Genomic DNA, 23,824 nt, shown 5'->3' with positions numbered 1-23,824 from the left:
TTGTCCCATTATATTTGCTAGCATTGAATTTGTATAACGAATATATTGCATGGTAACAATCGGATATTTCGATTCAAAACAAGGGACTTCGAGGGTGAAAGCAAGATTGGATGTTGAATTGCCTCTCAAAATACTTCGTGATTAAAAGGGAACTTTTAAACAACCTCTAAAGAGGAGGGATTGAAATGGATATTGAGCAATTGCAAGCTTTCCTTGCTGTAGTAAAGAGCAAGAACTTCACCAGAAGCGCAGAGAGCTTGCATGTGGCGCAATCGACGGTAACGGCAAGAATTAAGACATTAGAGGAGTTAATGGGAACAACTTTACTAATAAGAAATAACAAACACGTAGCTTTAACACCAGCAGGCGTGTCCTTCTTGCCCTATGCCGAGAGAATGATTTCTCTGTATGCGGAAAGTATAGAGGCATTAAAATTGCAAGAAAAGTATTCTGAAAGATTTGTGATCGGGGGACCTACTTCAGCATGGATGTATATATTCGGGCAGCAACTGCGGGAATTCCAGCACAACCATCCCGCTATTGCTTGCGAATTATTGACGCACTCTTCGGAGAATACGTTAGAGAAGGTCATTGACGGTATTATTCATGTGGGTATTACTTATATGAAGCCGCGCCATCCGAGACTGGCGGTGCACCACATCATCGAAGATGATTATGTTTTTGTCGCTCGTCAACCGTTCGGTCGCAAGATCACGATGGATGATTTGCACCGATCGAATTTTGTGCTGAATGACTGGGGCAAGCCATTTATGGATTGGTTTTACCATGAAATGGGTGAGAGGTATATGCCTGCCTTTAAAATCAATCAGACAACGATTGTGATGAAACGTTGCTTGGAGGAAAATTGGTTTACCTTAATTCCCAAGTCGATCGTTAAGAGTTATGTTGAAAATAAAGAGCTTCATATTTTGGAACACGAATTAACATGGCAGCCTCCTAAGCATAATGTGTACGCGGCAACGTTAAAAATAATTGGAAATTCGAGTCTGGCCGCTTCTATTTCAGAGCTGTTGGCCAGCCTGTACGGTGCCCGGTAAAAGAGGAACTTCGGCAAGCCGGTACGTGCAGCCATTCGCAAGGAGTGGCTGCTATTGGCTGTTGAGATTGATACAGCAACGCATTCAATTAAAGCTTAAGCAAGCTGTCAGCCCTGTCTTAGCCCGTACTCTATTAGTTGGGTGTACGGGTGGAACGACGCCCCCAACGGTCGGCCAGCAGACCCCGAACCCGGAGTAGAAAACGACACGCGGGTTTGCGTGGCGACGCAGAACTCGCTTTTTTCTTGTCCATGGGTGAGGTCGAAGTTAGTCCCATTGGAACATGTACAGTCAAGTGTACGGGCGCGGTGGCTAAACGGCATGTGGACTGTAATTTGTCCAATGGAACGGATCGTTTTTCAGCTATTCGCGCGGATGAAGCGTCAAACCATTGGATCAATTCCAATCGAAGCGACGGTATAGAGATATGCGCTGCTGTTCATTGGATCAAATCCAATGGATGGGACAAGTGGGCACGCTGACACGCCCAACCCTTCCGCCTTACTTTTTCACGGGGGATGCAGTGAGGTTGACTTATAAGGCGATGTTTTTTATATTTAAACTAAGTATAAAAATGGAGGTTTCCTCATGGCTCGCAAAGGAATGTTAACGATTCCGCGTAAAACGATATATGATATCATATCTCATTCATCAGATCACCCGACCGCGTCGGACGTCATGGATCGTCTCAAGGAACACGGACATAGCTTCGCCTATGCGACGGTATATAATTCTCTCCGGTACTTGACGAAGGAAGGTCTCATTCGCGAGTTGAAGCTGGAAGGAGACGCAAGCCGCTATGATGCGCGCACGGATGATCACCAGCATGTCGTGTGCGTCAAGTGCGGCCGGGTGGAGGAAGTATGCATCTCTAAGCCTAAGGAGTGGTTGGAGCGTATAGCTGAGGAGACAGGTTTCGCTATTACGGAAGAGGAGTTTCTATTTAAAGGAGTGTGTGCGGCGTGCAGCGATTCGAAGAAAACAGTCCAATAAATGATAACGCAACAGGTTCTGCAACGAGCTTCGAAGAGGGGCAGTTCTGCGAGACGACGCGACGGGTCGTCATCGTCAGTCCGTTCCCGGCATCCATTCGTTCACTGTTCGTCGCCCTCACCATCCGCTGTTATGATGTTCTGCTGTTCCATCAGGAACAAGATCCAGTCTTGCTATCGATGAACAGTGACTTAATTATCGTCGATCGGACGCGGACCGTTCCTGCCGATAAGTCGGCTTCCATTCCCGGAAATCATCGTTCCATGCTCCTTCTGCACGGTGAAGGGGAGGATTCCGAAACGCAAGGAAAAGAGGTTCTTCTGTGGCCTTGCCCGATCGAAGCCGCCTTGGCCAAGATCGAGGAACTGGTAAGTTCGAATGATTCCCTGCAGCCGATGGAAGGCAATGACCAATTGCGGTTCAAGGATATAGTCGTTGACTTGAAGCGCATTATTGTACTAAAAGCAGGAATGAAAATCGAACTGACCCGAACTGAATTCGATCTGCTCAAAGGGCTCTTGTTAAAAGGCGGCGGCGTGATGACCAGACAGGAAATTATGGAGTTTGTGTGGGGAGAAAATTATTTCGGAGGCAGCAACTCCGTCGACGTTCATATTAAAAGCTTGCGCCAGAAGCTGGGGGATGCCCCCAAAAATCCAAAGTATATCGTTACCGTAAGAGGGATCGGCTATCGAATAGCTGATTAATCTTCATGAACCCTTCATGTATTCTTCATGAAGGGTTCATTTTGTCTTCATCATACCTTCATGATGCAGCGTTGCACCGATGGTATGATGTTTTTGTAAGCAAGATTTATAGAGGTTGTTTAAAAAGTTTCTTTTGATCACGAAGTATACCTTGAAGTAAATTCGACATCGAATCCTGCATTCACCCTCGAAGTCCGGAGCTCATGTAGTCTTGCCTAACGCTCCTCCTTCTTCGGGTTCTTGCAACCTTCTCGGTGCTGAAAAGGGCCTTTTTAAACACAAACTTATATTTAGTTTAAGTTTAAATATAAATTGAGATAAATGATGGAGCTGATATCATGTACAAAACAGTAATTGTCGGAACGGGACCTGCCGGACTTACCGCAGCCATTTACTTGGCCCGTGCGAACTTGAATCCTTTAATTATCGAAGGGCCGGAACCAGGCGGCCAGTTGACCACGACTACTGAAGTCGAGAACTTCCCCGGCTTCCCTGATGGAATTATGGGGCCGGAATTAATGGACAATATGCGCAAGCAAGCGGAACGCTTTGGAGCTGAATTCCGTTCGGGCTGGGTGAGTCAAACGGATCTGTCTCAACGCCCGTTTACGTTGACGGTTGATGGACTCGGCGAGATCCAGACGGAGACGTTGATTGTATCGACAGGCGCATCCGCCAAATATCTCGGTATTCCCGGAGAGCGGGACAATGTCGGACGGGGTGTCAGCACATGCGCCACTTGTGACGGCTTCTTCTTCCGCAACAAGAAGATTATCGTCATCGGAGGAGGGGATTCGGCGATGGAGGAAGCTAATTTCCTGACACGCTTCGCCTCTGAGGTTGTTCTCGTCAACCGTCGCACTGAGCTGCGCGCTTCGAAAATTATGCAGGAACGCGCGCGCCAAAATGACAAAATTAGCTGGAGCTTGAACCGGACACCGCTTGAAGTAGTAGCAGGAGAACATGGCGTGACCGGTCTGAAGGTAAGAAACAACGATACCGGACAGGAAGAAATCATCGAGACGCAAGGCATCTTCGTGGCAATCGGCCATACACCGAACACGAAGTTCCTCGGCGGTCAGCTGACGACGGACGAGCACGGATATCTGCTGGTCAATCCAGGAACGACGGCAACGAACATTTCAGGCGTATTTGCCTGCGGAGACGTTCAGGATAACCGATATCGTCAGGCCATCAGCGCAGCCGGTACCGGCTGTATGGCGGCACTTGATTGTGAACGATTTCTGGAATCCGTTCATTCGTAATGTACCCTTTTGATGAGGATAAATATTGTAGGCTTAATGAAGCTAATAAAGGAGAGAAACCAATGTCCAATAATAAAAAAGTAATCGTCTATTCCAGCACGCATTGCCAATATTGCACGCAAGTTAAAAAATTCCTCAACGAAAAAGGCGTCGAATTCGAAGAACGGAATATCGACAAGGATGAAACGTATGCCGAGGAATTGTGGAATACCGGGATGAGATCCGTACCGGTCACTGTCATCGGTGACGCAAACATTCTTGGTTTTAACCAAATCCAATTGAACAAAGCTCTGGCAGAATGCCAATAAAAATATGAAAATACGAACGTAAGAGGAGATATCAAATGACGCAACCAACATCCATGACAGCAGCTACGACAATGACGACCGACTATCCGTTTGCCAAAGTAGGCCTTCCTGCGCCTTCCTTCAACCTGCTCTCGACGAAGAATATCGAGACGCTCGAAGAGCGTATTTCTTTGGAGGATTATCGCGGGAAATGGCTCGTGTTCTTCTTCTGGCCGTTCGACTTCACGTATGTATGCCCAACCGAAATCGTTGCCTTCAGCGACAGCTACGAGGAGTTCAAACAGCTTGACTGTGAGATTCTCGGCGCCTCCGTCGACAGCATTCATACTCACCGGGCATGGATTCAAACGCCGCGCGACCACAACGGCATCGGTCCGATCAACTATCCGATGGCATCTGACTTTACAAAAGAGGTTGCTCATAGCTATGGCATTCTCGATGAAGAGACGGCAGCTGCGCATCGCGGCTTGTTCATCATCGATCCGGAAGGAATCCTACGTTACCAAGTGGTGACAGATATGAACGTGGGCCGCAGCGTCAACGAAACGCTGCGCATTTTGCAGGCGCTCCAAGCGGGAGGTCTGTGTCCTGCGAACTGGAGACCCGGCCAGAAGACATTAGGCTGAGGCACATGCGCAATCATGGGAAATCCGCTCCTCCGAGCGGATTTCTTTTCATACGATTATTTCACTTCATAATAATACGAGTTCAAAAAGGTCACTATTTGAACAACCTCGACAACAGGCAGGAGGGTTTTGAATGAACGCAGCAACCTTTGTACTATTTGGAGCTACTGGAGATTTGGCACAGCGCAAAATCTATCCGGCCCTCTTTAACTTATATATTGATCGTAAATTGTCCCCATCGTCTTCCGTCATTGGTCTTGGAAGAACGGAATGGACGGAGTCCGATTTCCGCAGCCGTGTGGAACAATCTATCCGGACATTTTCCAGACGGCCGGCAGTGAATGAGGCCGAGCTGAACGCTTTCTTGGATCTGTTCCGATATTGCCGGCTGAACGTGGCGGTTCCGGAAGATTACGAGCAGCTTCTCGAGCTGGTGCGCCAGCGCGAGCAACAGCTTAGCATTCCCGAGAACCGCATCTTCTACCTGTCAGTCGCTCCGGAATTGTTCGAGACGATTGCGCGGAACATCAAGGAAAGCGGCTTGGGCAGCGTGTCTGGATGGAAGCGTCTCTTGATCGAGAAGCCGTTCGGCAGAGATTTGCAATCGGCCCGCGCCTTGAACGAGCAGCTAAGCAGCGTATTCGCCGAAGAGGAAGTGTTCCGCATCGACCACTATCTCGGCAAGCCAATGATTCAGAACCTGCAAATGTTGGAATACACGAACCCGATCTTGCAGGCGTTATGGAAAAACCAATACGTCGCCAATGTGCAAATCACGGCGAGCGAAACGGTTGGCGTCGAGGAGCGCGCGGCTTACTATGACAAGGCCGGCGCAATTCGCGATATGTTCCAGAACCATATGCTGCAAGTGCTGACGATGTTCGCCATGCAGCTCCCGAGACACAGCACGGCCGAGGACGTCGCCGACAAGAAGAGATCGGTGTTGGCCTCGCTGCGGCAGCTCCACAAGGAAGAAGTTATCCATCATGTAATCCGCGGCCAATATACGTCAGGATACATCGATGGCAAGCCTGTTGCAGGGTACACCGAAGAGCCCGGTATCGGAGCAGCATCTAACAATGATACGTTCATTGCCGCAAGACTGTGGATTGACAATTACTTCTGGAGCGAGGTTCCATTCTACATTCGAACAGGGAAGCGGATGGCGGAGAAATCGACCCGCATCGTCATCGAATTCAAAGATCCGCTCGATAAATATAGCCGGACAAATGAGCCGACCACTCCGAATCTGCTGATCATCGATATCGGCCCGAACGAGGGGATCTCCTTCCAGCTGAATGTGAAAGATGCGAACAACGATTTAAAGACAGAACCGATCCGCGTTCATTATGCCGCCAATCAGGACGATGTCCCTGAAGCGTATGAGAATCTAATCCATAATGCGCTTGTGGGTGATCCAACATTTTTTGCCCGTTGGGATGAAGTGGAGCTGTCCTGGAAATGGGTGCAGCCGATTCTAGAGGCGTTCGAAGATAAGGCCAACAATTTTGTGCCTCTTCACTTGTATGAAGCAGGCAGCGTTGGTCCCGAGGCGTCCCGGGGCCTTCTGGAAGAAGACGGCTTTCATTGGTGGCCTGCTCTCGATTCAGATGCAGCAACGGTATCACATATCGCCAACAAAAAAGGAGAAGAGTGCAAATATGAATCCGTCCGTTGAGCAATTAAGTGTTACTACAATTCGAACGTTGTCCATCGATGCGGTGAACCGGGCCAATTCCGGTCATCCCGGCTTGCCGATGGGAGCCGCGCCGATGGCGTACGCTCTCTGGGCTAACCATTTGCAGCACAATCCTGCCAATTCGGGCTGGTTCAATCGCGATCGGTTCGTCTTGTCAGCGGGTCACGGTTCCAGTCTGCTGTACAGCCTGCTGCACTTGTTCGGCTATCAAGTTACGCTGGATGACCTGAAGCAATTCCGGAAGCTTTTGAACGTTTGAAAGTCCGAAATATACGACATGCTAACATGCAGAAAGGCTATAACCTGCTACGCATCATCCGGAAGGCAATGCATCATGAGAGTCGGGTTAATCGGTTTAGGTAAAATGGGACTCAATCTGGGTCAAAATGTATTGGAACGATAGATTTCGGAATGGATTAACAAATACACCACTTTCCCGTAAATGGGAGGTGGTGTTTGTTATTATTCGCTTGAATCATGCGGCATATTGCAGCAAAAGGAATGTTCATGACGGGATTCGGCATACAATCTGATGACCCTTAGTGGCGGTCAGAGAAAGGAGGAGGAATTCGGTATGAGCGTCAATCACACTGATTACTTGCACGAAATAGCCGGCTCACTCCCGCCCGGAGCAGAAATTGCACTATTGCCGAATAACCGACCGGCATATATCGTTGCTGATATAGACGGAGACGGCCAGAATGAGATCGTCGCCGTATATAAAGACCAAGAACAATTATATGTCACGATATTGAAGCAATATGACGGCACGTGGAGAAGGTCGGCGGTCATAAAGGGGAATGGTTATAACGTAACGAACTTGTTGGTGGCGCTGGTTACAGGAAGTAATGCCCATAATATTATCATTGGGTGGCAGATTGGAAGCATATGGTCGGAATTGGATGGGTTGCAATGGACGCCACACGGTTTTCAACACCTGTTTCCTAAGGGAATCTATTTCAGCAAGCTCGAGGTCGAAGATATGCCTGGCAAGCACGGAAAGGACGGAAAAGCTGAAATCGCGTTATGGGTACATGATACAGGAGATGCGTATACAGTTGAAATTTATCGTTGGAGCCCGACAGGACTGATTCCGGCTAAGGATGTATACCCTTATTACTTCAGAAGGGTAGCAGCTTATTACGAAACATTAGTGAAGGAGCATCCAAGCTTCTCATTTTATTGGTACTATCTTGCCGACGCGCAGGCCAAGGCAGGCATGCCAAATTTAGCGTTGAAATCGATTGAGCATGCGCTCAGTCTTCCTCATCCTTATCCATCCAAAGAGAAGCTGCTTCAGCTGAAGCAGGAGCTTGAGCATACTCAATCGAAGCCCAAGGCCGATGCCAAAGGCATTAACAGCCTGATACTCGATATGAAGCATGGAGACGTGAACGGAGATAGGGTGCCGGATCGGGTCTTTTTGACGGGAAACAAACCTTTCGGAGCAGGAAGTCCATTTTTCGATAATATTGACCTATTCGTGCAAGACGGCCATACCAAAGACATTACAAAAATCCCTCTTGCCGCAAATGCCGGATACAATCCGACGATATTTTTAGGGGATTTTACCGGTGATAAAGTGGACGACATTTTTATTGTAATCGATGCTGGAGGAAGCGGCGGCATCATATACGCTAATCTATATTCCTTTAAGAATGATCATTTTCAACGTATATTTGATTCTGAAATCTACAACAAAACGAAAGAGAACTACGATGTCGTATATAAAGACAACTTCAAAGTGGATGTCATCAATCGTCAGATGAGCACCAAGTATACAATTGATATCGCGTATAAAGGTGCCGATTATTTGGCATCCATTTATGATCAAAATGGAAAACTGATAAAACCAATGACAGGAGAAGTAGGTAATGTAGGCGGGCTGTATCCGATTGATTACGAACGAAACGGTACTTACGATTTGACTGCCGCTCAAAACATTATTGGTCAGTATGAAGCAGATCGGTTGGGAATACTCGAGACCGTCCTGCATTGGAATGGAACGAGCTTTACCCCGATTAGACAGTTCGTTCAAATATATGGAGCAGAGCTGCAAGCCGGCGAGAAGCAAGCCCCCTTTGGAAATGAAGCATTCCGCAACCTAATGATCCACAAAATAAGCCCCGGTCATTATGTCGTGAAAGGCGAAGCCCGAGTATATGAGGGGACCGTACAATTTGAAGTTATGGAAAACTCGAAGCCGATTATTAAGTCATTTACTACTGCAAGTGCTGGAGGTCCAGACTGGGGCAAGTTTGAAATACAGATCAACTTTGAAGAAAAACCGCAATCATCGGCAGCGCTCATTCTGTATGAAGAGAATCCGTCGGTGGAAGGCCCGAAACAGTTACATAAGCTTATGGTGCCTTTACATTAATGATTGAAGTATTGTCATAACCAATCGAGCCTTGTGTTCGGTTGGTTTTTTTGCTTGGTCGCAGCAGCCCAACATCCAATGGATGAGACAAGGAGGGGCGATAAAGGTGCGGCTCTGTTACAATGAAAATGTTGAACATGAGGGAGGCTCGTAGTATGAAAGACAATTGGGAAAGAACGGAAGCTCCTGTAGCACTTAACTTGCTTGAAATCGAGGCGCTGGTCGGCCCCTTATTTAACAGCAAACGACTGACTGCTGCAACACGAATTAGCGAAGGATACAGCAATACCAACTATAAGATCCAACTTGACGGAATAGATAAGCCCTACGTGCTTCGCTTATATAGGGGAGGCGAAGAGGTGGCGGACAAAGAACTTGCAATTTCCCGGTTCGTTCAGGACACCGTCCCTGTTCCGCATATACTGTGTGCCGATATGAGCTGCACCAGATTCGAGAGGCCGTGGGCCGTAGTCGAGTGGAAAGAAGGGGCGCTTTTGCGAGATGTGCTAAGAGAAGGCGCTGCTGAAGAAGTCATTGCGACAGCGGCTTCCGTCGGCAGCTGCCTCGCCCAAATTCATGCTCATTCCTTTCCTGTAGCCGGATTTTTCGGTAAAAATCTCGATGTAACTCACTCTTTTAGGATGGACTCCGATCATTTTCTCGCCTTTATCGAGGATAGTCTTTTTGTAAAGCAATCTGGGTATTGGCTTGGGAAGGAGCTTGCGCAAGCTCTGTGGTCATTCAGCCAGCGATACGGCCCGCAGTTATCGGGACAACTGGAAGCGCCAGTTCTTGTCCATTCCGATTTTAACGGATTAAATATACTTATCCAGCAATCGCGAGGCTGCAGCGTGTCGGCAGTATTGGATTGGGAGTTCGCTTTTTCCGGAAGCCGGCTTGTGGATATCGCCAACATGTTACGCTATGAAGAGAACGACTCTACGTTTGAGCGCCATTTTATTCGCTCGTATGTGCAATCCGGCGGAGTTCTTCCTTCCAACTGGAAGCTGCTGTCTAAGTTAGAAGATCTAATTGCCTTATGTGATATGCTGAATCATTCGACGGCAGAGGCGCCCAACCGAGTGCTTGATTTAAAACGGTTAGTCACTAAGACATTGCATGAATATGCGCCTTTTTGACGGCTTTAGCGGAAACTGCAAGATTCGCGCCCTGTTTTTGCCACGGCCAAGACTATTTAACAAAGAGATGGCTAAAAACGTAAGAAAGCATTCATCGAAAATGGCTGATGCGCTTGACTCTATTGAGAAATGGACAGAAGGGGCAATAGTGAAAGCAGCAGTTCCGGTTAAAGTTCCAAAAGATGTTGCTGAGGCAATTGCAAAAGTAATTTTGACATTTATTAGCCACATCATAACGAGAGAGGTAAAAAATGAAAAGAAAAAAGGAAATGTTAAAAGAGATAATTCCCATCATTATTGTAAGTATTTTATTGCTTTCTATACTGATTGGAGTTGTTTGTTTTTTTCTTTTTTTTAATATCGGCATTTTCGAATTATTAGGAGTCGAATATGAATCATGGACGTCGATATTGATATTTTTCGGTTTTTCATTGATTGCTGATGCTATTATCAATGTGATTTTAATATTTTTAAAAGCCAGATACTTTCATAAAACCGGGCGAATTGTCAAGAAGCGGCACGCCGCCATTTTTCGGATTTTACTCGACTTTTCTGCTGTTCATATTATTGATGAATTGATGACCTCGGTTCACTTCTCTATTCTTTCTGAGATTGGTTTTGTGCTCATTATATATCTGATTGATGCATCCATATCTTCGAGCAAACGCGAGTCAGATAAACCAAGAAATGAATAAGCTGCATGAGTTGAAGATCTTTGCCGTACCTGCTTATTTTCCCGCCCCTGTTTTGTATATAGATCCACTATCCGTATATTGTTTTTAGTGGCTCGAGCCAGCAGTTTAAATGCTCTCACTTCGTTTTTTTCGAGTTTTAGAAGAAATTCCGTAGGAGAATAGCCGTACAAACTTATGTGGATTCTCAGGTTGTTGTAACAGTCCATAGACCCATCTGCTGCGGCAAAAGCTTCCTCAAAGCTCATAAACATGTGACGCTTAAAACATTCGCGCTCCAAAATGCTGTGAAAGGACTCTGCGTATGCGTTTTTGTTCGGAGTTCGATCGGGTGTGCGTTCATGAATGAGCCTGTCTACATCGCCGTAGAACTCTCTGAATTTGTTACTTTTATACTGCGGCCCGTGGCCGCGTATCTTTTTCAATCGTTCATACGTTTACTTAGTGTAAATGATGGACTTAGCAAAGGAGGGCCCTTTCCATGGCCTTTGTGAAATCCGATTTCCAATCATCCGAAGCTGAGGTGCATGCTGCTCTTGTTGAGGCGCTCCCTTCGCTCCGGAACTATTGTCTATCCCTGACTGCTTCGAAGTGGGAAGCGGAGGATCTCGTTCAGGAAGCTTGCCTCAAGGCGTTGCCGGCTTTACGCCGCACAGGCGGCGAATCAGTTCATCCCGAAGCTTACTTGCTGCGGACAGCCAAGCATGCCTGGATTGACCGCATCCGCAAGGATCGTGCCGCTAAGCGGCTTCAAGACGCGACTGAACTTCCGATTGAGTCAGGCGTCGATACCCGACTGGAGCTGGAGTCCGCGTTGTGGATTATGCTCAAGCACTTGTCGCCGCTGCAGCGGACCGTATTTCTGCTGAGAGTGGCGTTCGGATACACATCAGCCGATACCGCAACACTGCTCAATACTACGGAAGGAGCAATTAAGTCAGCGCTTCACCGTGCCCGCACAGTGCTTGGAGCCCTCGGCAAGTCCGAAGCCGAACGGCTTCCCGACCCATGGGATCAGGACGCGGAACAAGAGCTGTTGAAAGCTTATCTGTCCGCATTCCGCAATGGTGATGCGAACCGGCTCGTCGCTTTGGGAATGAACGATATCATCGAGCCTGTTGTATGCATAGGGACAGTGCTCGAGCACCGCGCCCGCCGCAGTCAGGGAATGGGGACAAACACCGTCTACAGCTTCCATTCCTTGTTGGCGGCATAATGAAAGGAGAAGCGTCCCATGAATTTAGTACCGTATGTGGTCGAGCAGACCAGCCGGGGAGAGCGCAGCTACGATATTTATTCCCGGCTCTTAAGCGACAGAATCGTCATGGTATCCGGAGAAATTGAAGACCAGATGGCCAATTCGATTGTGGCTCAGCTGCTATTTTTAGCCGCAGAGAACCCCGAAAAGGATATTCAAATGTACATTAACAGTCCGGGAGGCTCGGTGACCTCCGGTTTCTCCATTTATGATACGATGCGCTTCATTAAGCCTGATGTATCTACAATCTGCATAGGGATGGCGGCAAGCTTTGGCGCCGTTCTGCTCGCGGGAGGCGCGAAGGGCAAGCGGCTGTCGCTCGCGAACAGCGAGGTGATGATTCACCAGCCGCTCGGCGGGGTGCGCGGGCAGGCGGCTGACATCCAGATTCATGCTGATTGGATCATAAAGACCCGGCACAAGATTAATCGCGTCCTCTCTGAGCATACCGGCCAGCCAATCGAACGGATTGAGCAGGATACGGACCGCGATCGATTTTTGGATGCGGAGGAGGCTGTAAAATACGGGTTGATCGACCGGATCGTCCAGTAATAAAGGTATAGCACAACTGATAAACCAATCGAACTCGAAATTGTTCGATTGGTTTTTTTGTGCGTTGTTTTGGACTAGTGCGGATTTATGGAATAATCATTCAAATAATAATTGCTTTTTAGAGTAAATATAATTACTATATAAAGTAACAAAGGAGGGGATATGAGTGCGTGAGCATTTACAGTTGAATGTTCCATTGCTGCGGCGGCGGGTTCCGAATCTGACCGTAGCGGCCAAGGCAGCCGGGTTGAGGCCAGCTACCGTATCGAACCTGTGTACCGGCAAAATACCCGTTGGGCGAGCGGAAGTCCGAACGTTGGTTACTCTCGCCGCGCTTGCCGGCTGTACATTAGATGAATTGATCATTCGGGGGAGTGGGATGGGCATGATTGAGACAGGCGTAAAAACGTTGGATTTGTTCGCTCCGCTTGTGCGGGGCGGTACGGTCGGTCTGGTCGCGCGGCCAGGGATGGGACAGCTGGTTGTCCTGGCGGAAATCTTCCATCGGCTTCGCCAGCGCGGGTTCACAGCCGTGTTCTGGATGCCCGCGGATGAAAGCGCCGGGGTTAGCGATGCGGTCGATGCGGCCGATATTACATGCAGGTCGATGGATGAGGTGTATGAGCATATCTTGAGCTTGCGTGACGAACGGGATGTCATTCTTGGAGCCGACCGCGAAGTAGTGCTGTCGGGAGAACTGCTGGCTTTGCAGGAGCGGCTGCAGGGACCGGGAGAACGGCCGGTCACGATTACGCTCGTGGATACTCGCGGTGAGTCCGTCGACGCCGAGCTGCCATATGGACCGCTCGATACACTATGGCGGTTCGACATGGGGCTGTCGAGCCGCAGATTATTCCCTGCGGTGGACCCGATTGCTTCCACTTCTACGATTTTGGAGGGGGCCCAGCTGGAGGCGAACCACTTGACGGTTCAACAACGCGCGCGGAAGCTGCTGCGCCGTTATCGGGAATTGCACGCGCTCGTCACTGTACACGGGTTGGAGCATATCCCAGACAACGAAGTCGAGACGTATCGCCGCGGAGAGCGATTGGAAGCCTTTCTCACCCAGCCGTTCTATATCGCGGAGCCTTATACGAACAAGAAGGGCGAATGGATATCGCTGCAGGATACGCTGGAAGACGTGCGGCGCATCTTGGATGGCGGCGCAGATGATTACGAAGCAGGCAAATTAATGTACATCGGCCGTTTGGGCGCGGACGGAAGCTCATAAGGTCAAAGGATGGAATAATACGGCAAGGGATAAGGAGATTTGAGGCATAGACGGCAGCTTGAAAGGTTGAATCGATTATAGAATGAGGTGATTGAAGTGCAGCCTGATTACTATTCCACACAGAAACAGATCGAGATGGAACAGGCCGCTATCGAACTGGAAGCGCGAACGATGTGGATGCGGCCGAAGCAGAGCGCGGCAGGAACGCAGCTGGGTGAAGTGCACGATAAAGCGATGCGCGTGCTCGTTGAATTGCTCGATTCCGAGCACGAGGAGCATCGACTGCGCGCCGCGGAAACGATTATGCGGCTTTCGGGAACCAAGAGGCAGCGGTACCGGTTTGGATTATAATCTTAATTGTAAGTACTGCTGGGCCTGACGGTATTATTGCCGCCAGGTTCTTTTTCAATCCCCAAAGTTGAGAGGATGTACTGACTTGACAAGAGTATGAAAATATAATATCTTTAATTCAAGATAATTAAAGTAAAGACTTTATCCGGGAGGTGACATGGAATGAACCGTACGATGGATAATGACCAGGCCGTTTCGCTTAAGCTGTTCGTCGTCCTTTCCAAAGTCTATCGGACCCTCATGGATCATGAGGTTTATGATATGAAACGTAATGGCGCCAGGAAGACCGCAGAGTCATTCATGCCGAGAGTTCAAAAAGGATAGTCTCACAATCCTATTTAGCAGCGGAACTTTTTTGGAATGATATCTCGAAATGAAGATAATAAGCATCGAACTAATAGGTAAATGATTATGACGTTTTTAGGATAGGATACGGTTCGTTATCGGACTATATTGGAGAACGATAAAGGAGAGAACACATATGACATTGCAAACTGCAGGAATTCATCATATTACGGCCTTTGCAAGAGATCCGCAAGCAAACGTCGACTTTTACGCTGGAGTGCTTGGTCTGCGGCTCGTCAAGAAAACGATTAATTTCGATGCTCCTGAAGTATACCACCTTTACTTCGGCGATCATGCGGGAAGCCCAGGCACGATCATTACATTTTTCCCATGGCCTAATTCGCGTAAAGGACGTATCGGTGGCGGTCAAGTGGGAATTACGACGTATGTCGTACCCCCAGGCTCGCTTCGTTTTTGGGAAGATCGCTTGAAGCGCTTCGGAATTTCGGTCATGAAAGCGACAAGGTTTGCGGAAGATTATCTTCAATTCTCGGACAATGAAGGGCTGCGGCTCGAACTCGTCGAACGACAAGCAGGTCCACATAGCGAGTGGACATTTGGTGGCATTCCGACCGACAAGGCGATTAAAGGGTTTGGCGGTGCCGTGTTATTCAGCACGAATACAGAGAAGACGATAGATACACTCGAAAATATACTCGGATTAAAAAAAGTCGGAGAAGACGTCCAGTATGCTCGTTTCCAGGCTGCAGGCGATCTTGGCAACCTCATTGATGTGCCACTGACTAGCTTGGAGGCTGGAAATGGGGGTGCAGGCACCGTACACCATATTGCATGGCGCGCGAAAGACTTTGCGGAGCACGAGGAATGGAGAAACATAGTAGAGCATAACAACTATCAATCGACGCCGATAATCGATCGTCAATATTTCAATGCCATCTATTTTCGGGAAGGAGGCGGCATCTTATTCGAAATTGCGACGGATCCGCCAGGTTTTGCGCGCGATGAAGACGCAGACGCGTTAGGCGAGAAATTGATGCTGCCAAAATGGTTTGAACCGCATCGCTCTGCAATTGAAGCAAACTTGCATCCGATCCAAGTACGTACATTGGAGGAGGGGAAATAATGAAGCATATTTTCGAAAAGGGTGCCGATTCAAAGGCGCCGACGCTAGTTCTATTTCACGGAACCGGAGGAACGGAGCACGATTTGCTGCCGCTCGCCAACATCATTTCGCCTGAATCCTCAGTGCTCAGTCTCCGGGGCAATGTACTGGAACATGGGATGCCACGTTTTTTTAAACGATTGGCCGAAGGCGTCTTCGATGAGGAAGATCTGATCTTCCGGACAAAAGAAGTGTACGATTTCTTGGAGCAGGCCGCTGATGAATATTCACTCGACAGAACGAACCTGGTTGCCGTCGGTTACTCCAACGGGGCTAATATTGCAGGCAGCCTGCTATTTCATTATAAAGCTGCATGGAAGGGCGCCATTCTCCATCATCCCATGGTTCCACGGAGAGGCATAGAGCTTCCTGGCTTATCAGACACCCCTATCTTTATTGGGGCGGGCACAAATGACCCGATTTGTTCGCCTCAGGAAACAGAAGAGCTTAACAAGCTGCTCAGCGAAGCGGGTGCATCGGTTGCCATCCATTGGGAGCACTTCGGCCATCAATTGACAGCTTCGGAGGCGGCAGCAGCAGCGACTTGGTTTCGGGAACAATTTTTGAAATAATTGCGCAGGGTGAACAGGAGGATAGATATGATATCGATTGATCCGGCAATGCAAAGCGAACGGGATAATTATAAGCTGCTCATCGGCAGTGTAATTCCGAGACCCATTGCTTTCGTAACGACGCTCTCGCAGGATGGAGTATTAAATGCCGCACCGTTCAGCTATTTCTCGATCGTCTCGAGTACGCCGCCGATGCTGTCGGTATCGGTGCAACGCAAAAACGGAGTCATGAAGGATACAGCCAGAAATGCAATCGAGATGGGGGCGCTTGTCATTCACATCGTGGATGAAGCCGCCATTGCGGCCGTAAACGAAACGGCGGCCAACTTGCCGCCGCATGAGAGCGAAGTCGAGTTAGCCGGTTTAACGCCGGTTGCAAGCGAAACGATTGCCGTCCCGGGCATCGCTGAAGCGAAGGTCAGAATGGAATGTGTGTTGGAAAGGTCCATACCGCTCGGGGGAACTGGCGAAATACCGACCTGCGATTTGCTTATCGCTCGTATCGTTCGCTTCCAGATCGCGGATGACATTTATGACAATGGCCGTATTGATCCCGAAAAGTTAAATCCGGTCAGCCGTTTGGCAGGAAGCTATTATTCCACATTAGGAAAGCTGTTTTCGATAGAGCGTCCACAATAGTGGAGTGCAATTAAGCCATAACCTCCATTGGTCGTACAGATGGTGGTTATGGCTGTTCGTCGTTCGGATTAACGGGAGCAATTGGATAGAGTTTGCCATTCAAGGCGAATGATGCCGTTCCTCTTTCTTCAGAGACGACGAGCACAAGGGCATCGCTGCGCTCGCTCAATCCCGTTGCGGCACGATGCCGGGTTCCTACTTTCGTTCCGGCAGGGACGGAGTGGGACAGGGGCAAAATATTGCCAGCCGACACGATTTCGTTCGCTCGGATGATGACGGCGCCGTCATGGAGGGGACTGCCTGAAATGAAGATGGACTCGAGCAGCGAATGGGTTAAGGTTGCACCAATAGGAGTGCCCGGCTGAATCAAATTTTCAAGCGAATCTTCTCGCTGCACGACAATCAACGCACCGAGCCTTCGCTGTGTCAAATGATTAATGCCTAATGTCAACTCGGCATATTTGTCCGTATACGGAGATAAATAACAATTCAAATAGAACGAAGCGGCTGTCGATTCGATCTGTATGATTTGTTTCCTTATATGTTCAAACATACCGAGCAAGCAGTTATTTTCACGATCGAGCACATCCAGACTGTGGCGGATATCGCCAAATACCTGCTCCAATTGTTGTCTCAAATTACGTTTCACTGCGGACATATTGCAATTTTCAGTCTGCATTACAATAGACTCCTTATCATGCCTTAGACTTCATGTAAATCTAATGTAGACTGCCCGTTACTTGTTTATACTGGAAACTTCATGAAAGGACTAATGCCAGCACCGACTGCACCTTGCAATAATGTCAGAGTCCCCGATAGAACTGAATGGTGAATCGATGTTTGGATTAAAAATGCTATATAGGTTGAACTACATTGTTTTTCCGCAGTCAAAGTAAGTTCCATTGGAAAATTTACAGTAGAATGTATGGATGAGGCGGCTGTACGGCATTTTAACTGTATTTTGTACAGTGGATCGGGCTGTTTTCTGCGATTGCGGCGGAATGAGTGTCATAACATTGGACGATCTCCAATCAAACCTACCGACAAAGAGGTTTACGTGCTGTTCCATTGGACAGAATCCAATGTAGGATGAGACAAGGAGGACACAGCTTAGCTTTTATCCCTGCCTTTTCGCTTGTTAAGAGGAGCTGCGCTGGATGACTTTTAGTTCTAGCTTAAATCAAAGGACATCGTACTTTGTGTGAGCACGATGTCCTACCTTTTTATCCGTCATTTCGTTTCGCAGGCGCTAATCTTACTCGTACCGCTTCGGCTACGAGTGAGGCATAATACTTGGCTCCGGACTTATTCAGGTGCACTCTGTCAGGTGCGAAATAGGAGTCTTTATCTTTGCTGGCCGCGTGCCAATCGACGAGTGTGGCATTAGGCAGTGCTTCAGCTACTTCTTTCAAAGCGGAGTTGACTTGACTCTCATATTCATCCGGCATACGGGTGTTTACTAATACGATTTGTCGGACATCCTCCAGCGAACTCAAGTAGGCAATCAATTTTTTCTTGTTGAATACTCCGTTCGTTCCCAACTCAACAATGAGATACTGGCCCAGTTTACCTTGTTCTTTAAGCTGCTGCAGCACGTCGGGAGCTTTGGACATTTGGCGGCCGATCTCCGCATCGACTTCGATATTCTGGAACTGCTGCTCCAAGTAGGGCGCGACATCGACCATAATAGAGTCACCGATGGCCGTCACCATGAGCTCTGCCTGGATACTTCCCGAGTCCGGCGGATCCGGCTGCTTGTTAACTACCGAATCGACATGAGGCTTGCGAGAAGGATCGGGGTTATTCTTTGTCTCAGCCTTACCACCCTCATGCTTGGAACGATCGGGAGCAGGCTTGTCGGGCTTATCTGTCTTACGGTGATCCCTCATAACAGAAGGGCTCTTCTCATGCGTCTCGTTGCTGGCCGAGATGACGGGAGTCTGATAACTCATGCCGAAGCAAAATACGATGAATACGCCCAAAATGCATACTGATGCAATCCAATGCTTTATCCGTACCTGATGCCACTGCCAACTCTTGTCGGCGATTTGTTGGCGGACCGACCCCAACTTGCCGCGACGAACCGGTTCTTCGATAAACCGCCATGATATTGCGGCAACGATGAAACTGAGGACGATCTGTACAATGATCAGGCTCCAATCGGTTTCCCCTCTCCGATCAGCCGGACTGGTCAATACGATAACAGGATAATGCCATAGATAAATGCCGTATGATCGAACGCCAATCCACCGGAGCGGCCCCCAACTCAACAGCCGGCTCAAGCTGCTTGCCGGATGAGCGACCGCTGCGACCACCATGGCAGCAGCTATGGACAGGAGGACGAATCCGCCGCGATACAGCATATCGTCATATCGATTCATTAAGAAAAACATCTCGATGATGACAATGAGTCCGGACCAGCCGATAATTTCAATCACCACCCGCTCCGGGCGAGAAATTCCAATGCGCAATCTAGCGCTCGGCCACAAAATGGCGAGCGCTGATCCAAGCAACAAAGCGAATGCCCGGGTATCCGTTCCGAAATAGACTCGGCTAGGATCGGTTCCAGGCTCATACATAATCGCCATAGCCATAGATGAAATCGCTGCAACGGCGAGTATTGCTGCAAACAGCTGTCCGCGCTTCGGAGCATAACGGAAAGCAATAGCTAACAGCAGCGGCCATATCAGGTAAAACTGTCCTTCCACTGCAAGAGACCACATATGTATAAAAGGGGATTGAGGCCCAAAATGATCAAAGTACGAAACCTGATGAAAGATAAGCCACCAATTGCTGGAATACAACAATGTTGCCAGCACATCCCCTTTTACCGTAGGGAGCAGGGACTTATCCATAATTGTAATCCACGCCACGACGGCTACAAGCATGACGAGCATGGCGGGAAGGAGCCGGCGTGAACGGCGAATCCAGAAGTCTTTGAGATGAATTCGATGATTTCGTGTCCGTGCGGCAATGATAATGTCCGTAACGAGATAACCAGACAATACGAAAAACACGCCGACTCCCAGAAATCCTCCAGGCAGCCAAATCGGGTCAAGGTGATAAATGATGACCACGAGCACCGCCAATGCGCGGAGTCCATCCAACCCTGTCATATAGCGTCCTTGTTCCTTACTCCGGCCATTCATATTTCATATCTCCTTCATAGTCTGAAACCGAAACCGTATGTATGAAATGGAATGCTCTGTCATTCCACTGATAAATGCTATGTATAACCCGATCACCAATCCACATGCGATCCATTCATTTCTCTATCCTTTCTATATTCAATTGGTGCGTCCGCATGAATGAAGGCATAAAAACCCCCGTTATCTGCTACATAAGAAAACGGGGGATTATCCTCAACAGCATATATACTTCATCAAGCGACTTGAATCCGATTCACTGCCCGCAGTCATCACGATATGTATTCCTGTCATAACTATAAATGACTATTGAACCGTTATCGTTACAAAGTCATCACAAAAACGATTCAAAAGCGTAACACCTGTTATTGTTACGCATTAAAAATGCCTTGGTTGTTTTAGATATGAAACTTACCATATATTAACGCCGTAAAAAGATATGATTAGAGGTAGTTCAAAAAGTCCCTTTTTGATAACGGATAATGAACAAGTTTGGAGGAGAATTCATTGCACACCAAAATCGTTATTTTCGAAAAATCAGCCTCCGGGGAACTTCTTCCTATCGATGAACGGGAATGGAACGCAAATATGGTCCAATTGCTGGATCATGCTAATTATTTGCTCGTGAACGACATCGAATACGAGATGCTGGAAGGACGCCTGAACGTAAACACGGGGGAGTTTGAACTGCTTGTCGTTGCGGCACAGAAGCCATAAAGCGGATGAAGCAGGGGAGGAGGCAAGAACAGATGAATGAGGAGAAACGAACCGGTGAACAAGCTCCGGAAGAGAAACCTAGACATAAAGAGAAATCATTAAAGGTGTTAAGCACCTCGCTGGGCGTCGCCTTGGCGGCCAACTTGCTCTTAATCCCATCGGCATTGGGACAGGAAGCGGCTGCACCGGCCGATCAGGCCAAATTAGTAGAATGGTCTACGGAGGAAGTCAAGAAATATTTCGATGCGAATGTGGATTGGAACATTCCTCTGCCCCAAGAGAAGGAAGGGGAGCAGCAAGGAAGTGGCAGTGGAGGCGCTGTTGCTTCAGGTGGAGCTAGCAGCCAATCACCGACCGTCATCCATCACGGCGGCTTTGGATGGGACGATATGCTGCTGTACCATTTGATATTCAACAATGGAAGAGCCTATTCTTCTTCCGGTTGGTCGACGAGAGGCGGAGTCTACGATACGCGCACTAATGCGCCCTATAAGACCAAATCGTTTTCGGCTGATGCATTTCAGAATCGTCCCGTCGTGAATTCGGCGATTCGCCCGCACACGTCGAACGGATCGGGTTCGATAATTCGGCGTTCGTCCGTCGGCGGCACTAAATCGAATTCTTCCTCTCCTGGTGGTATCGGCAACAAATCGAGCGGGTTCAGTTCTTCGAACAGCTCGAAGGGAGGAGGCTTCGGCGGATAATGGGATTCGAAGTAATCGGGACGCCTCATGCCGATAGGGCTTCACGTGTCGCTCAGCTTGCAGCGCTTGGATTCGGTTGGGCCGATTGGCAGGAGGAACGGTATTGGATAGACCAGATCGTCACCATGAATAGGCACACGTATCAGGAGCTTTTTTCCGTATCGGCAAAGCTGTGGAGCATTTTTGACAAAGCAGCCCGCTTCGTTATCGGACGGAGGGATCTGTACGACCTGTTGTCCATTCCGGAAGTGCTGTGGGATGGATTGGACACGCTGACGCTGGACGAGTTCGGCAAGCTGAGCAAGTATGCCCGCTTTGACTTTGCCATATCGGATAACGGGGCCATCAAGCTGTTGGAATTAAACGCGGATACGCCAACCGGATATGTGGAAGCAGCAGTGGCAACGCCGTGGATGTGCGACCAACTCGGCGCATGGACACCGAACTCGGCCATGGCCGACCGGATAAAGGAAGCTTGGGCTGTGGATCGGCCGGACTATGCCGCTTGCGTGGGCTATGGGGAGCATGCTGAAGATTCAGGAACGATCGATATGCTCGTACAGCATTCCGGGCTTCCGGTTCGCTGTGTAGATTGTCTGGAGCTGTGGGTCGACGATGGCGTGGTAAAGGATGCCACACAGCAGGCGATTCACAGTCTCTTCGCGCTGTACCCGAAAGAGTGGATGGCGATCGATGATGGGGGAGAAGCGTTATCTTATGCCATTGAAACGGGCAATGTGCGGCTCTTTAATTCACTGCATGCGGTCATCTTGCAGTCGAAGGGGCTGCAAGCCGTCATCTGGGCGGTACATGAACTAGGGTCCGAGCTGTATACACCGGAAGAGCACGCCGTTATTGAACAGTATATGCTTCCAACCTACAACAAAGCCGTGTTCGACGGAAGCTACGTATCCAAATCGATGTTCGGGCGTGAAGGCGGATCCGTATGTCTGTTTGATTCGCACGGCAACATGGAAACCAAAGATGAAGAGGGCTTTGACACAAGCTGTTTCTTCAGCAGGGTGTTCCAGAAGCGGGCAGAACTGGCAACCGTACGGCTGCACAACGGAGATTATCACCTGCTGACCGGTGTATTCGTCATTAATGGAGAGCCGTGCGGCATCCTCGGACGCGCCGGGGGGCTTATTACAGGCAATAGCAGTCATTTCGTAGCGATTGGAGTGAGGTGATAGTCATGAACCAAGACTGGAACCGTCAGAGACGGGATTCGAACCGTCACCGCAAGGGCCATTCAAGCCTAGATAACCAGCGCACGCTTAAAATAATTATAGCGTTTGTCGTTATCATTTTTTTCATAGTAATAGCCAGTCAACTGTTCAATTCTGGAGCGGACGATGCCGGATATACAAGCGCAACCGCGACCAATACAGTCCCATGGGACTACAAAATTGATAGCGCCACGGTCGGCGACATCATCGGCGGGGATATGACGCTGCTGCCGGATAACGAGCTGCTGCCGAATGACAACAACTATGCGACAGGAGACAAGATTTGGACGCTGCAATATATGACCGCTGAAATGATCGCGGGCAACGAAGGACGCAATGACGTCCGATTATCGTCCTGGGAACCGATCAAGTCGTATCCATCCAAACAGGACGCGGAGAAAGATTTGCAAAGCTTAAAGGTAAATTTAAGCGCCGATGTCGAGCTGCTCGGTGTATATAAAACGGAGTATCAAGGCAAGTTCCGTCAGTTCGCCGTCATGACATTGCCTTCGGGGCATACCGTCAAACAGCCGATCGACGAGACTCGTTACTTACAGTTGAAAGATAAGAAAAAGGTGAAGGCTGTGTTGGAAGAAGTGCATGACTTTGTTGATTATGATTTGGCGATGGCCAAATTCAGGGGGTGGGCAGATTGATCGCCATCAATATTATGATTAGTATCATCGTTATCATTGTGCTGCAGTTTGTTGGGATGTACATTTTCAGCTTGCTGACCCCGTATAACGATTTCGATGAATTGAAGCAAGGAAACGTCGCTGTCGGGCTTGCGATGGGCGGCAAATTTTTGTCGACGGCAATTGTACTTGGAATCTCGGCTTACACCAATACATCGATCTGGCATATGGCTCTCTGGTTCGCAGTCGGTTATGTATGCTTGATGATGACCTATTTGCTGTTCGATTGGGTTACGCCAAGGATGAAGCTGTCCGAGCAGCTGCAAGAAGGCAACGTTGCCGTAGGCGTACTGCTCTGCTTCTTGTATATCGGTATGAGCTTCGCGATTAGCAGCTTAATCATATAATCGTCAATTCGAGAGAAGCGATAAACGAATACCAATTTGTAAACCAAT

At 48.6% G+C, this 23,824-nt stretch carries 27 protein-coding genes and 1 pseudogene; 25 read left to right on the top strand and 3 right to left on the bottom strand.

Annotation, left to right across the window (positions count from 1 at the left end):
- The first annotated feature begins 185 nt into the window (after positions 1 to 185).
- From M3650_RS14375 to M3650_RS32610, 12 genes and pseudogenes are all read left to right on the top strand, one after another.
- Positions 186 to 1,058, top strand: a complete 873-nt coding sequence (locus M3650_RS14375; RefSeq protein ID WP_251575707.1) for a LysR family transcriptional regulator — start codon at positions 186 to 188, stop codon at positions 1,056 to 1,058.
- Between the two features lie 588 nt (positions 1,059 to 1,646).
- Complete coding sequence (locus M3650_RS14370; protein ID WP_019422096.1) at positions 1,647 to 2,051, top strand: Fur family transcriptional regulator; 405 nt, start codon at positions 1,647 to 1,649, stop codon at positions 2,049 to 2,051.
- Positions 2,021 to 2,758 (top strand): winged helix-turn-helix domain-containing protein, encoded by a 738-nt coding sequence (locus M3650_RS32300; protein WP_251575705.1) that lies wholly within the window; start codon positions 2,021 to 2,023, stop codon positions 2,756 to 2,758. The genes M3650_RS14370 and M3650_RS32300 overlap by 31 nt, the downstream gene beginning before the upstream one ends.
- A 338-nt stretch (positions 2,759 to 3,096) precedes the next feature.
- Positions 3,097 to 4,023 carry a thioredoxin-disulfide reductase gene (gene trxB / locus M3650_RS14360; protein WP_019422094.1) on the top strand — a complete coding sequence of 309 codons (927 nt, stop codon included), beginning with the start codon at positions 3,097 to 3,099 and terminating at the stop codon, positions 4,021 to 4,023.
- Between the two features lie 62 nt (positions 4,024 to 4,085).
- Positions 4,086 to 4,331, top strand: a complete 246-nt coding sequence (locus M3650_RS14355; protein ID WP_251575703.1) for a glutaredoxin family protein — start codon at positions 4,086 to 4,088, stop codon at positions 4,329 to 4,331.
- 35 nt (positions 4,332 to 4,366) lie between these two features.
- Entirely contained in the window at positions 4,367 to 4,957 is a 591-nt protein-coding gene (locus M3650_RS14350) for a peroxiredoxin (RefSeq protein ID WP_251575701.1), read from the top strand.
- Between the two features lie 133 nt (positions 4,958 to 5,090).
- Complete coding sequence (zwf, locus tag M3650_RS14345) at positions 5,091 to 6,635, top strand: glucose-6-phosphate dehydrogenase (RefSeq protein ID WP_251575698.1); 1,545 nt, start codon at positions 5,091 to 5,093, stop codon at positions 6,633 to 6,635.
- Positions 6,619 to 6,903: pseudogene (locus M3650_RS14340) on the top strand (transketolase); the annotation flags it as partial. The gene zwf and the pseudogene M3650_RS14340, both read left to right, overlap by 17 nt.
- A gap of 327 nt (positions 6,904 to 7,230) precedes the next feature.
- Positions 7,231 to 9,036 (top strand): Gmad2 immunoglobulin-like domain-containing protein, encoded by a 1,806-nt coding sequence (locus M3650_RS14335; protein ID WP_251575696.1) that lies wholly within the window; start codon positions 7,231 to 7,233, stop codon positions 9,034 to 9,036.
- A gap of 155 nt (positions 9,037 to 9,191) precedes the next feature.
- Positions 9,192 to 10,175, top strand: a complete 984-nt coding sequence (locus M3650_RS14330; RefSeq protein WP_251575694.1) for a phosphotransferase family protein — start codon at positions 9,192 to 9,194, stop codon at positions 10,173 to 10,175.
- Positions 10,156 to 10,533 carry a hypothetical protein gene (locus M3650_RS14325; protein WP_251575692.1) on the top strand — a complete coding sequence of 126 codons (378 nt, stop codon included), beginning with the start codon at positions 10,156 to 10,158 and terminating at the stop codon, positions 10,531 to 10,533. Before M3650_RS14330 ends, M3650_RS14325 begins: the two co-directional genes overlap by 20 nt.
- Complete coding sequence (locus M3650_RS32610) at positions 10,427 to 10,870, top strand: YrvL family regulatory protein (protein ID WP_369011122.1); 444 nt, start codon at positions 10,427 to 10,429, stop codon at positions 10,868 to 10,870. The genes M3650_RS14325 and M3650_RS32610 overlap by 107 nt, the downstream gene beginning before the upstream one ends.
- Here the strand turns inward: M3650_RS32610 and M3650_RS14320 are convergent.
- Positions 10,765 to 11,292 carry an integrase core domain-containing protein gene (locus tag M3650_RS14320; RefSeq protein ID WP_285848463.1) on the bottom strand — a complete coding sequence of 176 codons (528 nt, stop codon included), beginning with the start codon at positions 11,290 to 11,292 and terminating at the stop codon, positions 10,765 to 10,767. The two genes, M3650_RS32610 and M3650_RS14320, sit on opposite strands and share 106 nt — an antisense overlap.
- A 56-nt stretch (positions 11,293 to 11,348) precedes the next feature.
- Between M3650_RS14320 and M3650_RS14315 the strand changes: the two genes are divergently transcribed.
- The 8 genes from M3650_RS14315 to M3650_RS14280 all read left to right on the top strand — a co-directional run bounded on the left by M3650_RS14315 (position 11,349) and on the right by M3650_RS14280 (position 16,938).
- Positions 11,349 to 12,083: an RNA polymerase sigma factor gene (locus tag M3650_RS14315; RefSeq protein ID WP_251575690.1), complete on the top strand. Its 735-nt coding sequence runs from the start codon at positions 11,349 to 11,351 to the stop codon at positions 12,081 to 12,083.
- Between the two features lie 18 nt (positions 12,084 to 12,101).
- Positions 12,102 to 12,677 carry an ATP-dependent Clp endopeptidase proteolytic subunit ClpP gene (gene clpP, locus M3650_RS14310; protein ID WP_233696875.1) on the top strand — a complete coding sequence of 192 codons (576 nt, stop codon included), beginning with the start codon at positions 12,102 to 12,104 and terminating at the stop codon, positions 12,675 to 12,677.
- Positions 12,678 to 12,843: 166 nt separating this feature from the next.
- On the top strand, positions 12,844 to 13,908 hold the full coding sequence (locus M3650_RS14305; RefSeq protein ID WP_251575688.1) for a P-loop NTPase family protein: 1,065 nt from the start codon (positions 12,844 to 12,846) through the stop codon (positions 13,906 to 13,908).
- Positions 13,909 to 14,004: 96 nt separating this feature from the next.
- Complete coding sequence (locus tag M3650_RS14300; RefSeq protein WP_251575686.1) at positions 14,005 to 14,259, top strand: hypothetical protein; 255 nt, start codon at positions 14,005 to 14,007, stop codon at positions 14,257 to 14,259.
- Positions 14,260 to 14,421: 162 nt separating this feature from the next.
- Positions 14,422 to 14,583 carry a hypothetical protein gene (locus M3650_RS14295; RefSeq protein ID WP_251575684.1) on the top strand — a complete coding sequence of 54 codons (162 nt, stop codon included), beginning with the start codon at positions 14,422 to 14,424 and terminating at the stop codon, positions 14,581 to 14,583.
- Between the two features lie 157 nt (positions 14,584 to 14,740).
- Positions 14,741 to 15,688, top strand: a complete 948-nt coding sequence (locus M3650_RS14290; RefSeq protein WP_251575682.1) for a ring-cleaving dioxygenase — start codon at positions 14,741 to 14,743, stop codon at positions 15,686 to 15,688.
- Positions 15,688 to 16,299, top strand: coding sequence for an alpha/beta hydrolase (locus M3650_RS14285; RefSeq protein WP_251575680.1), 612 nt, complete (start codon positions 15,688 to 15,690; stop codon positions 16,297 to 16,299). Before M3650_RS14290 ends, M3650_RS14285 begins: the two co-directional genes overlap by 1 nt.
- A gap of 27 nt (positions 16,300 to 16,326) precedes the next feature.
- The gene (locus tag M3650_RS14280; protein WP_251575678.1) at positions 16,327 to 16,938 is read left to right on the top strand and encodes a flavin reductase family protein; all 612 of its coding nucleotides are present in this window, start codon (positions 16,327 to 16,329) and stop codon (positions 16,936 to 16,938) included.
- Positions 16,939 to 16,984: 46 nt separating this feature from the next.
- On the opposite strand, the gene cdaS is transcribed toward M3650_RS14280, so the two are convergent.
- Complete coding sequence (gene cdaS / locus M3650_RS14275) at positions 16,985 to 17,617, bottom strand: sporulation-specific diadenylate cyclase CdaS (protein WP_019422078.1); 633 nt, start codon at positions 17,615 to 17,617, stop codon at positions 16,985 to 16,987.
- Between the two features lie 544 nt (positions 17,618 to 18,161).
- Positions 18,162 to 20,087 (bottom strand): acyltransferase family protein, encoded by a 1,926-nt coding sequence (locus M3650_RS14270; protein WP_251575676.1) that lies wholly within the window; start codon positions 20,085 to 20,087, stop codon positions 18,162 to 18,164.
- A gap of 504 nt (positions 20,088 to 20,591) precedes the next feature.
- Here M3650_RS14270 and M3650_RS14265 point away from each other — a divergent pair.
- Genes M3650_RS14265 through M3650_RS14245 form a run of 5 tightly spaced genes read left to right on the top strand, consistent with a single transcriptional unit; the run spans position 20,592 to position 23,776 of the window.
- Positions 20,592 to 20,801 (top strand): hypothetical protein, encoded by a 210-nt coding sequence (locus M3650_RS14265; RefSeq protein ID WP_019422075.1) that lies wholly within the window; start codon positions 20,592 to 20,594, stop codon positions 20,799 to 20,801.
- Positions 20,802 to 20,833: 32 nt separating this feature from the next.
- Complete coding sequence (locus M3650_RS14260) at positions 20,834 to 21,505, top strand: hypothetical protein (protein ID WP_251575674.1); 672 nt, start codon at positions 20,834 to 20,836, stop codon at positions 21,503 to 21,505.
- The gene (locus M3650_RS14255; protein ID WP_251575672.1) at positions 21,505 to 22,695 is read left to right on the top strand and encodes a glutathionylspermidine synthase family protein; all 1,191 of its coding nucleotides are present in this window, start codon (positions 21,505 to 21,507) and stop codon (positions 22,693 to 22,695) included. The genes M3650_RS14260 and M3650_RS14255 overlap by 1 nt, the downstream gene beginning before the upstream one ends.
- Before the next feature lie 5 nt (positions 22,696 to 22,700).
- Positions 22,701 to 23,390 carry a hypothetical protein gene (locus M3650_RS14250; protein ID WP_251575670.1) on the top strand — a complete coding sequence of 230 codons (690 nt, stop codon included), beginning with the start codon at positions 22,701 to 22,703 and terminating at the stop codon, positions 23,388 to 23,390.
- On the top strand, positions 23,387 to 23,776 hold the full coding sequence (locus M3650_RS14245; protein ID WP_019422071.1) for a DUF350 domain-containing protein: 390 nt from the start codon (positions 23,387 to 23,389) through the stop codon (positions 23,774 to 23,776). Before M3650_RS14250 ends, M3650_RS14245 begins: the two co-directional genes overlap by 4 nt.
- Positions 23,777 to 23,824: the final 48 nt, after the last annotated feature.

The sequence above is a fragment of the Paenibacillus sp. MER TA 81-3 genome, assembly GCF_023713585.1.
GTDB classification, from domain to species: domain Bacteria; phylum Bacillota; class Bacilli; order Paenibacillales; family Paenibacillaceae; genus Paenibacillus_B; species Paenibacillus_B profundus.
The sequence above is the reverse complement of the archived record's forward strand: the minus strand, read 5'-3'. Positions and strand labels throughout refer to the sequence as shown.